This window comes from Thermodesulfobacteriota bacterium (genome assembly GCA_040756475.1).
Lineage (GTDB): Bacteria > Desulfobacterota > Deferrisomatia > Deferrisomatales > JACRMM01 > JBFLZB01.
In genome coordinates this window covers 1-12,273 of the sequence record JBFLZB010000136.1, presented here as the reverse complement: position 1 = coordinate 12,273, position 12,273 = coordinate 1, and the positions used below count along the sequence as shown (strand labels likewise).

The 12,273-nt window shown below is 69.3% G+C and carries 11 protein-coding genes and 1 pseudogene; 11 read left to right on the top strand and 1 reads right to left on the bottom strand.

Annotation, left to right across the window (positions count from 1 at the left end; all coding sequences use genetic code 11):
* Window positions 1–233 precede the first annotated feature (233 nt).
* On the top strand, window positions 234–1,019 hold the full coding sequence (locus tag AB1578_16880; GenBank protein MEW6489577.1) for a nitrilase-related carbon-nitrogen hydrolase: 786 nt from the start codon (window positions 234–236) through the stop codon (window positions 1,017–1,019).
* On the opposite strand, the pseudogene AB1578_16875 reads toward AB1578_16880, so the two are convergent.
* A pseudogene (locus tag AB1578_16875) lies at window positions 995–1,159 on the bottom strand (type II toxin-antitoxin system VapC family toxin). The gene AB1578_16880 and the pseudogene AB1578_16875 sit on opposite strands and share 25 nt — an antisense overlap.
* Before the next feature lie 166 nt (window positions 1,160–1,325).
* On the opposite strand from AB1578_16875, the gene AB1578_16870 reads away from it, so the two are divergent.
* The 10 genes from AB1578_16870 to AB1578_16825 form a co-directional block, all read left to right on the top strand.
* The gene (locus AB1578_16870; GenBank protein MEW6489576.1) at window positions 1,326–2,285 is read left to right on the top strand and encodes a TAXI family TRAP transporter solute-binding subunit; all 960 of its coding nucleotides are present in this window, start codon (window positions 1,326–1,328) and stop codon (window positions 2,283–2,285) included.
* 1 nt (window position 2,286) lies between these two features.
* The gene (locus tag AB1578_16865) at window positions 2,287–2,832 is read left to right on the top strand and encodes a DUF1850 domain-containing protein (GenBank protein ID MEW6489575.1); all 546 of its coding nucleotides are present in this window, start codon (window positions 2,287–2,289) and stop codon (window positions 2,830–2,832) included.
* Window positions 2,829–4,697 (top strand): TRAP transporter permease, encoded by a 1,869-nt coding sequence (locus tag AB1578_16860; protein ID MEW6489574.1) that lies wholly within the window; start codon window positions 2,829–2,831, stop codon window positions 4,695–4,697. The genes AB1578_16865 and AB1578_16860 overlap by 4 nt, the downstream gene beginning before the upstream one ends.
* An 18-nt stretch (window positions 4,698–4,715) precedes the next feature.
* Window positions 4,716–6,227: a sigma 54-interacting transcriptional regulator gene (locus AB1578_16855; GenBank protein ID MEW6489573.1), complete on the top strand. Its 1,512-nt coding sequence runs from the start codon at window positions 4,716–4,718 to the stop codon at window positions 6,225–6,227.
* A gap of 307 nt (window positions 6,228–6,534) precedes the next feature.
* The gene (gene gabT, locus AB1578_16850) at window positions 6,535–7,851 is read left to right on the top strand and encodes a 4-aminobutyrate--2-oxoglutarate transaminase (protein MEW6489572.1); all 1,317 of its coding nucleotides are present in this window, start codon (window positions 6,535–6,537) and stop codon (window positions 7,849–7,851) included.
* A gap of 229 nt (window positions 7,852–8,080) precedes the next feature.
* Window positions 8,081–9,313 (top strand): amino acid ABC transporter substrate-binding protein, encoded by a 1,233-nt coding sequence (locus AB1578_16845; protein MEW6489571.1) that lies wholly within the window; start codon window positions 8,081–8,083, stop codon window positions 9,311–9,313.
* A 185-nt stretch (window positions 9,314–9,498) separates the two neighbouring features.
* A complete protein-coding gene (locus AB1578_16840; protein MEW6489570.1) occupies window positions 9,499–10,383 on the top strand; it encodes a branched-chain amino acid ABC transporter permease in 885 nt (294 codons plus the stop codon).
* Window positions 10,384–10,386: 3 nt separating this feature from the next.
* Window positions 10,387–11,385, top strand: a complete 999-nt coding sequence (locus AB1578_16835) for a branched-chain amino acid ABC transporter permease (protein ID MEW6489569.1) — start codon at window positions 10,387–10,389, stop codon at window positions 11,383–11,385.
* Window positions 11,382–12,107: an ABC transporter ATP-binding protein gene (locus AB1578_16830; GenBank protein MEW6489568.1), complete on the top strand. Its 726-nt coding sequence runs from the start codon at window positions 11,382–11,384 to the stop codon at window positions 12,105–12,107. The genes AB1578_16835 and AB1578_16830 overlap by 4 nt, the downstream gene beginning before the upstream one ends.
* Window positions 12,104–12,273, top strand: a 170-nt coding sequence (locus AB1578_16825; protein MEW6489567.1) for an ATP-binding cassette domain-containing protein, incomplete at its 3' end; no start/stop codon positions are given. The genes AB1578_16830 and AB1578_16825, both read left to right, overlap by 4 nt.

Below are 12,273 nucleotides of genomic sequence, written 5' to 3'. Positions count from 1 at the left end.
ACGGGCGTAACCGGTCGAGCGCGGATCCGGTCCGGTTCCTCTGTAGGAGCCAGCTCCTGCTGGCGATGTCGGCCGAAGGCCGACCCTTCACCCTGCCGCTAGCGTGGCAAGTCGCCTGCGGGAGCAGGCTCCTACACTCGTTTCTCGTTGTCCTCCGGATGGAGAGCGGCCGGCCGGTTACGCCCCCCTCGAACTCGCTTCGACACCCGCCCCCTGCGCCTGGAGGGTCTCCCATGCCGACCGAGAGCTGGTTCGCCGCCCTGCTGCAGTGGAACGTGGTCCGGGGGGACCCCAAGGCCAACCTGGAGCGGGCCCAGGCCCTCCTCGAGGCGCTGCCGGAGCGGCCCGGCCTGGTGCTGCTCCCCGAGCTCTTCAGCACCGGCTACGCCCTGGAGAACGCGCCGGAGCTTGCGAAGGGGGCCCCCGCCACTCTGGAGACCGTGGCCGCCTGGGCGCGAGACCGGGGCTGCCTCGTGGCCGGGAGCCTCCTCCACCCCTGGGAGGGGGGCGTCGCCAACGCTGCCTTCCTGGTGGAGCCCGGCCCCACGCGCCACCCCCTCTACCCCAAGGTCCACCTCTTCCGGCCCATGGACGAGCACCGGTACCTCGTGCCCGGCCGGGCCCCCGTGGTCTGGGAGAGCTCCCTGGGGCGGCTGGCGGTGGCCACCTGCTACGACCTGAGGTTCCCGGTCTTCTGCCGCCGCCTGGCGCTGGCCGGGGCCGAGGCGCTGCTGGTGCCCGCCCAGTGGCCCGCCCCCCGAACTCCCCACTGGGAGGTCCTCCTGCGGGCCCGGGCCGTGGAGAACGCCTGGTTCGTGCTGGGCGCCAACCGGACCGGCCGGGACGGGGAAACGGTCTTCGAGGGGGCGAGCCAGGCGGTCGACCCGTGGGGGGAGGTCCTCGCCCACGCCGGCGGCGGCGAGGGCGCCGTGCTCGCGCGGATCGAGCGCGGGCGCCTCGCCGAAGCCCGGGAGCGCATCCCGGTCTACGGCGATCAGGTGCCGGGCCTGGACGACTGAACGGTGCGTATGTCGGTTTGCCTGAAGTCATCTCCCTTGCACAGCAGTGGCTCACCCAACACGCGAGTGAGGGCCTACGCGAAACAGTCGCCATAGTCGAGTCCGGCCGGGTGACGACCCTTCCCGAAGCGGCTGGCTCGGAGTGGGGAGGTGGCCGGGCCACCCCACTTCGGGTCATGCCGCCCCGTTTCTGAGCAGACTGGGTATTCGCCTTCTCCTCTCCTTGCCCCCTGCCTCCAAACCCGGTTATAAAGAGTCGTCCCGAACGAGCGGTGGATTGATGCACGACTCGAAAGGAGGAAGGCGATGAAGAGGTTCTGGATCGCGGCGGCGGCGCTGGCCCTGGCTTGGGCTCCTGCGGGGGCGACCGAGCAGATCTCGGTGGCGACCGGCGGCACCGGAGGGGTGTACTACCCTTACGGGGGCGGCATGGCCGAGGTGATCAACAAACACGTCACCGGCGTGACCGCGGTGGCCGAGGTGACCGCCGCCAGCGTCGAGAACGTGCGGCTGGTGGACAAGGGGGAGTCGGCCATCGGGCTCGTCATGGGCGACACGGCGTTCCAGTCCTACGCCGGTACCGAGCGGTTCAAGGGGGATCCCAAGAAGATCCGTACCCTCTTCGTCATGTACCCCAACCAGTTCCACGTCGTGGTCCGCAAGGGCAGCGGCATCGGGAAGATCGCCGACCTCAAGGGCAAGCGCATCTCGCTCGGAGCCCCCGGCAGCGGCACGGCGGTTCAGGCCGAAGCGGTGCTCACCTCCCTGGGGCTCGGCAAGGGCTCCTACCGGCCGTCCTTCCTCTCCTTCAACGAGACGGCCGACGCCCTCAAGAACGGCACGATCGACGTGGGGATCTGGTCGGTGGCGCCCCCGACCTCGTCCATCATCGATCTCGCCACGACCCACGACATCGACCTCCTGTCGTTCTCCGACGAGGAGATCGCGACCATCCGCAAGGATCACCCCTACTACTCCAAGTACGAGATCCCCGCGGGGGTGTACCGGGGCGTGGACCGTCCGGTGCCGAACCCCTCGGTGTGGAACGTGGCCGTGGTGAGCGCCGACCTGTCCGAGGATCTGGCCTACCAGATCACGAAGGCCATCTTCGAGAACCACGGGGAGCTCCTGCGCGTCCACAAGGCTGCGGAAGACACCCGGCCCGAGGCTTCGGTCGCCAACTCCCCCATCCCGCTCCACCCCGGGGCGGTGAAGTACCTGAAGGAAAAGGGGCTCACCGTGCCGGAGGAGCTCGTCGCCAAGTAGGGTGAGGCGCGCGAAGGGCCGGCTGCTCCTCGGGGGTCTGCTCGGGGCGGCTGTGCTGGGAGCCCTCTGGCTCATCCAACGGCCCCTCCTCGAGGTCCGCCTCGAGGAGGGGCCCGTCGTGTGGCGGGAAGCCGTGCTCCCTGGCGAGCCGGTGGTGCTCTCCTACCGCCATTCCGTCACGGGGCAGCCCGTGCGCGAGGTGTATGCGCTGAGCAACCGGGGCGAGGTGCAGGTGCGGGAGCACGCCTACCGCGCCCAGGGGGCCGGCCTGGGGCAGCTCGCCGGGGACGGCCGGACGGTGGAGGCCCCCGGGGGCTGGACGCGGGTCGTGGAGATGGACCGCCCGGTGGGGCGCTTCGCCCTGCGGGTCGGACAGAGTCCCCAGGACCACCGGTTGCAGGTGCGGGGGCGAGAGATGGAATTGAGCCGGACCCTGTCCGGCCGCAGGGTATGGATCGGCGGGCGACCGGCCCGCCTTTGGGAGTGGCTCCGGCACCGAAGGCCCGAGGGGCCGGACCGGCCCGCTCCCTGGGAGGAGACGCCGTGACCGCGCAGCACAGGACCACCCTGGGGTGGGTGACGGGGGGCCTCGCCGTCACCCTCTCCCTCTTCCAGCTCTACACGGCCGGGATCGGGCTCCTAAGCGCCATGTTCCAGCGGGGGATCCACCTGAGCCTCGCCCTGGCGCTGGTGTTTCTCCTCTTTCCGGCGGGCGGGCGCCGGAAGACCCGGTTCGCCCTGGGGGCCGACATCCTCCTGGCGCTCCTGAGCTTCGTCGTGGGCGGCTACATCCTGATCTTCTACGACGACATCATCTGGCGCATCGGGGACGCCACGTTCTGGGACATGGCCCTGGGTACCCTGGCCACTCTGCTCGTCCTGGAGGCCACCCGGCGCACCACGGGCTGGGTCATGAGCTGTATCGCCCTCGTCTTCCTGGCCTACGCCTTCTTCGGAAAGTACGTCCCCGGCGCCCTCTCCCACAAGGGCTACAGCCTGGAGCGGGTGATGACCCAGCTCTACCTCACCACCGAGGGCATCTACGGCACCCCCCTCGCCGTGGCGGCCACCTACGTCTTCATTTTCGTGCTCTTCGGCGCGTTTCTCGAGGTGACGGGAGCGGGGCAGTTCTTCATCAATCTCGCCTACGCCCTCACGGGGCGGTACCGGGGAGGCCCGGCCAAGACCTCGGTGGTGGCCAGCGCCTTCCTGGGGAGCGTCTCGGGCTCGGCCATCGCGAACACCGTGGCGACGGGGAGCTTCACCATCCCCCTGATGAAGCGGCTGGGCTACGAGCCCCACGAGGCGGGGGGCATCGAGGCGGCCGCCTCCACCGGGGGCCAGATGATGCCCCCCATCATGGGGGCCGGGGCCTTCCTCATGGCCGAGTACACGGGGCTGCCGTACCTCCAGATCGTCACGGTCTCCATCATTCCGGCGTTCCTGTACTTCTTCACCGTGCTCCTCTTCGTCCACGTGTGGGCGGTGAAGAAGGGCCTGGTGGGCTCCCGCCGGGAGGACCTGCCGCCCCTGGGGAAGACCCTGCGGGAGGGGGTGCACTTCCTCCTCCCCTTCGGCGTGCTCCTCTACTTCCTCTTCGCCAACTACAGCCCCATGATGGTGGGGTTCGTCTCGGTGGTCTCGGTCTTTCTGGCGTCGTTTTTGCGGCGGGCCACCCGGGTGGACCTGCGAAAGACCCTCCAGGCCCTGGAAACCGGCGCCAAGAACGCCATCGGGATCTCCATGGCCTGCGCCACAGCGGGGATCATCGTGGGGGTGGTGGGCCTCACCGGCCTGGGGCTCAAGTTCAGCCACCTGGTGGTGAGCCTCTCCGGGGGCTACATCGTCCCGGCCCTGGTGCTGATCCTGCTGGCGAGCCTGGTGCTGGGGATGGGGCTGCCGGTGACCGCCTCCTACATCGTGCTCGTGATCCTCGCGGGACCTGCGCTCCTGGACATGGGGGTGCCGCTGCTCGTGGCGCACATGGTGGTCTTCTGGTACAGCCAGGACGCCAACGTGACCCCCCCCGTGGCGCTCGCCGCCTTCGCCGGGGCGGGGCTGGCCGGCGCCAACGTGATGAAGACGAGCTTCGTCGCCTGGAAGCTCGCCAAGGGCCTCTATCTGATCCCCATCCTCATGGTGTACTCGCCGCTGCTCTTGAACGGCCCTCTCGACGAGGTCGTTTTTGCCGTGGTCGCGTCGACGCTGGCACTCACCGGGTTCGTGGCGGCCCTCGAAGGACACCTCTTCCACCCCGTGGGGTGGCTCGGCCGCGCGGCGGTGGTGGTGGGCGGGCTCCTCGTCTTCTGGCCGGGGCACGAGACCGACTGGCTCGGGATGGCGGTGCTGAGCGGCGCGCTCCTGCCCCAGGTGGTCCCCTTCGTGCGGCGGCGCGCCGCCTCGTCCGGCTAGGGCCGGGAGCCCCCCGTCGTGGAGTCTCGCCAGACGAGCCCGCTCCTTCCCGGCGACCGGCTCGACGTGGATCTCCTCTACGACGAGCTCGCGACCATCTTCCACACGAGCCACGACGGCCTGTGGATCGTCGACCGCAACGGGACCGTCGTCAACTTGAACGAGGCGGCGGAGCGGCTCAACGGGGTGCGGGCGGCCGACCTCATCGGCAAGCACGTCCACGAGCTCGTGACGAGCGGGGTCATCGACACCTCGGTCACCGAGGCGGTGCTGCGCACCCGGCGCCAGGCGAGCATGATCCAGGAGGCCCGGCGCAGCGGGAAGAAGATCCTCGTCACGGGGACCCCTTCCTTCGACGCCCAGGGCGAGATCGCCTTCGTGGTGATCAACGACCGGGACGTGACCGAGCTCTCGGCGCTGGCCACCCAGCTCGAAGAGGCCAAGCGCATCAACGCCCGGTTCCAGGAGGAGCTCGAGGCCCTCAAGGCCCTGGACTCCGCCGGCAAGGAGATCGTGGCCGAGAGCGCCGAGATGCGAAACACCCTGGCCGTGGCCCTGCGGCTGGCGCGACGGGGCGTCTCCAACATCCTCATCCTGGGGGAGTCGGGCACGGGCAAGGGCCTGCTGGCCAACTTCATCCACCAGCAGAGCGGTCGGAGGGGAAAGCCCTTCGTCCAGATCAACTGCGCGGCGCTCCCGGAAAACCTCCTGGAGGCCGAGCTCTTCGGTTACGAGAAGGGCGCCTTTACCGGCGCCCGCGACGAAGGCAAGGCGGGGCTCATCGAGCTCGCCCAGGGGGGCACCCTCTTCCTCGACGAGATCGGCGACATGCCCTTCTCCGTCCAGGCCAAGCTCCTCAAGTACCTGGACGACCACGAGATCCGCCGGCTCGGGGGCACCCGGGCAAAGGTGGTGCCCTGTGCCGTGGTGGCGGCCACCAACCTGGACCTGGCCGAGCAGGTGCAGAAAAAGCGGTTTCGCCACGACCTCTTCTACCGCCTCAACACCTTCACCTTGAAGCTCGTCCCCCTGCGGGAGCGCCCGGTGGACATCCTTCCTCTGGCCCGCTACTTCGTCCGCAAGTACAGCGAGCTCTACGGCACGGCCAAGCGCCTCTCGGCCGCCGCGGCCCACCGTCTGGTCCGCCACCCCCTGCCGGGCAACGTGCGCGAGCTCGAGAGCTTGATCAAGAACGCGGTGGTCCTGAGCGAGGGGGAGGTGCTCGATGCATCCCTGGCGGGCCCCGCCCTGCCCGAAGGGGTCCCCGGCGCCCCGGGTGCCGGGGACGCGGTGGACGCGGTGGGGGGGGCGCCCGCCGGCACCCCCGGGGGCCGGGATCTGGCCCGAGAGCTCGACGAAGTGGAGCGGCGCCTCCTGCGGGAGGCGGCCCAGGTGTGCTCCAGCACCCGGGAAGTGGCGGCCTACCTGCACACGAGCCAGGCCACTGCCGTCCGCAAGCTGCGGCGTCACGGGATCGCCCCAGGGGGCGGGGTGAGGCGGCGGGGCAAGAGGGGCGCCGCCGAAGAGTGAGTCATTTGTGGATCGCGCGATACAGCTTGATCGAAAGCGATCCAAAGGGTCTCGTGAGTCATTTTAGGCTCGATCTCGCCCGCCGCGACCTCTCATCCAGTGGAAATGAGCCATAACTGAATCAAGCACTCCAGCGCCACCACCTCTTCGTTCCCCTCGTTTGACTCCCAACCATCTGTAATTCCTCTTTGTTTCCTTGCGGCCTCTAAGATTGGCACGGCCGTTGCTAAACGGTGTCTCACCCGGACGATGGTCCGCGGCAGGTGCGGCCCGGCGGCCGCAGGACGCCAACCGAGGGAGGAACGACATGGGGACGACCAACCGAGAGCTGCTGGAGCGGCGCAACCGGGCCGTGCCGCGGGGGCCCTTCAACACCACGACCTTTTTCGCCCGGAGTGCCTCGGGCGCCCGGGTAACGGACGTGGAGGGGCGGGAGTTCATCGACTTGGCCGGGGGCATCGCGGTGATCGGCACGGGACACGGCCACCCCCGGATCCTGGCCGCCGCGCGCGAGCAGATAGAGCGGTTCGTCCACACCTGCTTCCACGTGATGCCCTACGAGCCCTACGTGCGCCTGGCCGAGGAGCTCAACGCCCGCACCCCCGGCACCCACCCCAAGAAGACCATGATGGTCAACAGCGGCGCCGAGGCGGTGGAGAACGCCGTCAAGGTGGCCCGCTGCTACACCCGTCGGCCCGCGATGATCTGCTTCGAGAACGGCTTTCACGGCCGCACGCTGCTGGGCATGAGCCTCACCAGCAAGATCGTGCCCTACAAGAAGAGCTTCGGCCCCTTCGCGGACGAGGTCTACCGCCTGCCCTTCGCCTACTGCTACCGATGCCCGTTCGGCGCAGGGGGACCCGAGAGCTGCGACGTGGAGTGCGCCAGGAACCTGGAGCACGCCTTCGTCACCCTGGTGGACCCCGACGCCGTGGCGGCCATCGTCTACGAGCCCGTCCAGGGGGAGGGCGGGTTCATCCCGGCCCCCGCCCGCTTCGCCCAGCGGGTGCACGAGATCGCGGCCGCCCGGGGCATCGTCACCGTGGCCGACGAGGTCCAGACCGCCTTCGGCCGCACGGGCAGGCTCTTTGCGAGCGACGTGCTCGGGGTCGTCCCCGACGTGATCACCATGGCCAAGTCCCTGGCCTCGGGCTTTCCCCTGAGTGCGGTGACCGGCCGGGCCGAGATCATGGACGCGCCGGAGGTGGGGGGGCTGGGAGGCACCTACGCGGGCAACCCCGTGAGCTGCGCCGCGGCGCTGGCCACCCTGGAGGTCATCGACGAGGAGAAGCTCTGCGACCGGGGCGCCCGGGTGGGCGAGATCATCCGTTCCCGGCTGGGGGCGATGCAGGAGCGCTTCCCCATGGTGGGCGACGTGCGGGGCCTGGGGGCCATGATGGCCATGGAGCTCGTGACCGACCGCAAGACCAAGGCCCCCGCCGCGGCGCAGACCAAGGAGCTTGGGGCCTACGTGCGCGACAGGGGCGTGGTGCTCCTGACCTGCGGCTCCCTGAGCAACGTGGTGCGGCTCCTGCCCCCGCTGCTCATCACCGACGAAGACCTCCACCGGGGCCTCGACGTGGTGGAGGAGGGCCTGGGGATGCTCGCCAAGAAGGCGGGGTAGGGGAGCACGAGGACAGGATGACAGGATGAACAGGATGCAGGTCGGGTTCGTCCAAAGGGCGTAACCCGACGGCTTCGCCGGTCGGAGTTGCGCTCCGCCAACACGACCTACGCCGCCACCTGGCGCCTGAACTCCCATCCTGTACATCTTGCCATCCTGTCAAAGACACGTCTTTTTACTTCCGCCGCCCCCCTGGCGGCCCAACCTCGACGGGAAGAGGAGGCACACCATGAAGCGACTCTGGTTGGTACCCCTGGCGGCCCTGGCCGTGGCCGCGGCGCCCGCGGCGCAGGCGCGCGACTTCTACAAGGTGGGCGTCATCACGTCGCTTTCCGGCGACCTCGCCACCGGGGGCAACGTCACCAAGCGGGGCTACGACCTCTGGGCCCAGGCCGTCAACGACCAGGGGGGCATCGAGATCGAGGGGAAGCGCTACCCCGTGCGGCTCATCTACGCCGACGCCCAGTCCGAGCCCTCCCAGGGGGCCAATGGGGCCGAGCGCCTGGCCACCCAGGAGCAGGTGGACTTCGTGCTCGGGCCCTACGCCTCGGGGGTCACCCTGGCGGCGGCACCGGTGCTCGAGAAGTACAAGATCCCCATGATCACGGGCTCGGCCGAGTCGCCCCTCATCTGGCGGCAGGGCTTCAAGTACACCTTCGGCACGATCCCGCCGGTGAACTACACCGGGGCCACCCCCATCGACACCCTCACGGCGCTGGAGCCTCCGATCAAGACCGCGGTCATCGTGGGCTCCAACGACACCTTCTCCAAGGCCACCGCCGAGGCCTTCAAGGCGGCGGTGGAGGCCAAGGGGATCAACGTGCAACGGTTCAACATCGTGCCGGCGGGCCAGGACCTCATCCCCTTCCTCTCGGCGGTGCGGGGCCTCAAGCCCGACCTGGTGGCCTTCGGGGGCCACGACGAGGAGCTCATCAACTTCGCCAAGGCACTGAAGCAGGTGAACTACACCCCCAAGGCGCTCCTCATGCACTACGGCGTCACCGAGCCCTCCTTCGTGGAAGCCCTCAAGAAGGACGCCGAGCAGGTCTTCGGCGCATCGGTGTGGACCGACACCCTCCACACCAAGGGCGAGCTCCTCTGGGCCGACGCGGCCGCCTACGGAAAAGCCGCGATGGACGCCTACAAGGTGCCCGCCGACTACACCCAAGCCGGCTGCTCGGCCGCGGGGATCGCCTTCCAGGCGGCCCTCCAGAAGGCCAAGCTCGCCCCGCCCCTGGACGAGGCCAAGCGCGACGCGCTCCTCAAGGCCCTGGAGACCCTCGACATCCAGACCTTCTACGGGCGCATCAACTTTGCCAAAGAAGGCGAGTTCTACCACGCGAACGTCGGCCTCACCCCGCTGACCATCCAGATCCAGGGCGGGAAGACCGTGATCGTGGGTCCCGCGGCCGAGGCCGAGGCCAAGCCCCAGTACCCGATGACGGAGTGGAAGCAGCGATAGGCTGCTCGCACCCCCGCCTCGGGAGATCGGGGCGGGGGTGCGGCTGTCAGCGATCGGCTGTCAGCCGGCAGCCCGGAGGTCGGGGGCGCCGCCTGGCGCCCCCGCGGTAGGCACAGGACGCAAGCCCCACGGCCGCAACCGGCTCCCGAGCCCGCGAGGAACGGGGGCCCCCCGAGAGGACGACCATGGTGCTCCTTCCCCAGGCAATCGTCGACGGCCTCCTGATCGGCGGCATCTACATCACCATCGCCATCGGCTTTTCCCTCACCTACGGGGTCATGCACATCATCGACTTCGCCGTGGGCGAGTGGATCATGCTGGGGGCCTTCCTGGGCTACTATCTGAACCTGTGGCTCGGGGTGGAGCCTTTCCTGCTCCTGCCGGCTGCGTTTGCCGTCTTCCTGGCGGTGGGGTACTTCCTCCAGCCGGTGATCCACCGGGTCTTGAGCGGCCGGCGAGGGAACCCCATCCTCATGGGGCTGGTGTTCACCTTCGGCCTGGCCATCGCCATCAAGGGCGGGGCGCTCACGGCCTTCGGGTTCTTCAGCCGCTCCACGCCCTCGGCCCTGGCCGGCCACTCCTTCTTCTTCGAGTGGGGAGACCTGTTCGTCACGGTGCCGGCGGTGCGGCTGGCGGGGCTCGCCTACGCCCTGGTCATCACCGGGGTCCTCCACTACGTGCTCAAGAAGACCGACTTCGGCCTGGCCGTGCGGGCGCTCTCCCAGCACCGGGAGGCGGCGGGCCTCATGGGGATCAACGCCCGCCGGACGAGCTCCTGGGTGTACGGGATCTACGTCGCCATCAGCGCCATGACGGGCGTCCTCATCGGTGCCGTCTTCTCCATCAGCGCCCAGATGGGGGGCGACTACACGATCTTCGCGTTCTTCGTGGTGGTGCTCGCCGGGATGGGCTACCTGGCCGGGGTGCCCTGGGCGGCCTTCCTCCTGGGGCTCGTGCAGTCGTTCTTCCTCATCTACGGCAACCCCAGCTACACGCTCCTGGCCGTGTTCACCCTCCTGTGGGTCATCCTGCTCGTGTCCCCCCGGGGACTCTTCGCGAAGGGAGTGTGACCCATGCGCACCCGCTACCTGCCCTGGTGCGCGGCGGTCTTCGCGGCCCTGGCCTTCCTGCCGCTCGCCACCGAGAACACCTTCGTCCTGCGCATCGCCACCGAGGCGCTGCTCTGGATCGGCCTGGCGATCACCTGGGACGTGCTGGGCGGCTACACGGGGCGCGTCAACTTCGGCCATGGCGCGTTTTTCGGCATCGGGGCCTACGCCACCGCGATCCTCATGATGCAGGGGGGGTGGCCCTTTTTCGCCACGCTGCCGGCGGCCGCCCTGGCGGCCGGGGTCGTCGCCTTTGCGGCGGGGCTCCCCACCCTGCGGCTCAAGGGGGCCTACTTCGCCATCGCCACCTGGGCGCTCGCCCGGGCCATCCAGCAGGGCGCCCTGGTCCTGGACATCACCGGCGGGCCCGACGGGATGCGCCTGCCGCCCTTCCTCAACCCCATCTTCTTCTTCTACCTCTTCCTGGTCCTGGTGGCCGGGATCTTCTTCGGCCTGTGGTTCCTCCTGGAGCGCTCTCCCTTCGGCATGAAGGTCAAGGCCATCCGGGAGGACGAGGAGGGCTCCATGTCCCTGGGGCTTCGGCCGACGCGGATCAAGATCCAGGCGTTCCTCCTCTCGGCGGCTCCTGCGGGTCTGCTCGGCGGCGCCTACGCCTACTGGATCACCTTCATCGACCCCGCCTCGGTCCTGGGGGATCTGGTCACCGACCAGGCGGTGGTGATGGCGGTCTTCGGGGGCCTGGGGACCCTCATCGGCCCGGCCATCGGGGCCGTGCTGATCTTCGCCTTCAAGACCTACTTCTGGGCCTACCTCTCGGACTACCAGGTGCTCTATCTGATCATCCTGGGGGTCATCATCGCCCTGAGCGTCGTGTTCCTGCCCGACGGCCTGTGGGGGGCGCTCACGTCGCGCTTCGGCCGCCGCCGGGCCGGGGCGCCGCCGGCCTCGCCAGCCAAGCCCGCCGAGCCCAGGACCGCCCCGCCCGCGGAGGAGCGCCCATGAGCCAGCCGTTCCTGAAAGTGGAATCCGTCTCGATGGTCTTCGGGGGGCTTCGAGCCCTCCATGAGGTGAGCTTCGAGATGGGGCAAAACGAGATCGTCGGTCTCATCGGGCCCAACGGCGCGGGGAAGACCACCCTCTTCAACGTGGTGAGCGGCTACTGCAAGCCCACCGCGGGAAAGGTGTCGTACCGGGGAGAGGACGTGACCGGGTGGGCGCCCTATCGCATGGCGGAGAAGGGGGTCGGCCGCACGTTCCAGGTGGTGAAGCCCTTCCCCGGGCTCACCGTGCTGGAGAACACGACCATCGCCGCGCTCCTGCGCCATCCTCGGCGGGCCCACGCGGAGCACAAGGCCTGGGAGGTGCTGGAGTTCACCGGGCTCGCGGACCGGGCCCACGACTCGGCGGCCGGGCTCACGCTGGCGGGGCGCAAACGCCTGGAGATCGCCAAGGCGCTGGCGCTGGAGCCCGACCTCCTGCTGCTGGACGAGGTGGTGGCGGGCTTGAACCCCACCGAGGCGGACCGGACGGTGGAGCTCATCTTCAAGCTCAAGGACCTCGGCACCACGATCCTCGCGGTCGAGCACATCATGCGGGTCATCATGAACATCAGCGACCGGATCGTGGTCTTGAACTACGGCGAGAAGATCGCCGAGGGCCGGCCCGCCCAGGTGGCGGCCGACCCGGCGGTGATCCAGGCGTACCTGGGAGAGGCGGCAGCATGAGCGGGCTCACGGTCCAGTCCATCTCGGCATTCTACGGCGACAGCCAGGCCCTGTGGGACGTCACCCTCGACGTCCCCCGGGGGCGCCTCGTGAGCCTGCTGGGGGCCAATGGGGCGGGAAAGACCACGACGCTCAAGGCCATCTGCGGGCTCGTGCCCCTGGCCGG

Coding starts and splice junctions, on each gene's coding strand:
- AB1578_16880 (MEW6489577.1), top strand. CDS start 234: ATGCCGACCGAGAGCTGGTTCGCCGCCCTGCTGCAGTGGAACGTGGTC.
- AB1578_16870 (MEW6489576.1), top strand. CDS start 1,326: ATGAAGAGGTTCTGGATCGCGGCGGCGGCGCTGGCCCTGGCTTGGGCT.
- gabT (MEW6489572.1), top strand. CDS start 6,535: ATGGGGACGACCAACCGAGAGCTGCTGGAGCGGCGCAACCGGGCCGTG.
- AB1578_16845 (MEW6489571.1), top strand. CDS start 8,081: ATGAAGCGACTCTGGTTGGTACCCCTGGCGGCCCTGGCCGTGGCCGCG.
- AB1578_16840 (MEW6489570.1), top strand. CDS start 9,499: ATGGTGCTCCTTCCCCAGGCAATCGTCGACGGCCTCCTGATCGGCGGC.
- AB1578_16835 (MEW6489569.1), top strand. CDS start 10,387: ATGCGCACCCGCTACCTGCCCTGGTGCGCGGCGGTCTTCGCGGCCCTG.
- AB1578_16830 (MEW6489568.1), top strand. CDS start 11,382: ATGAGCCAGCCGTTCCTGAAAGTGGAATCCGTCTCGATGGTCTTCGGG.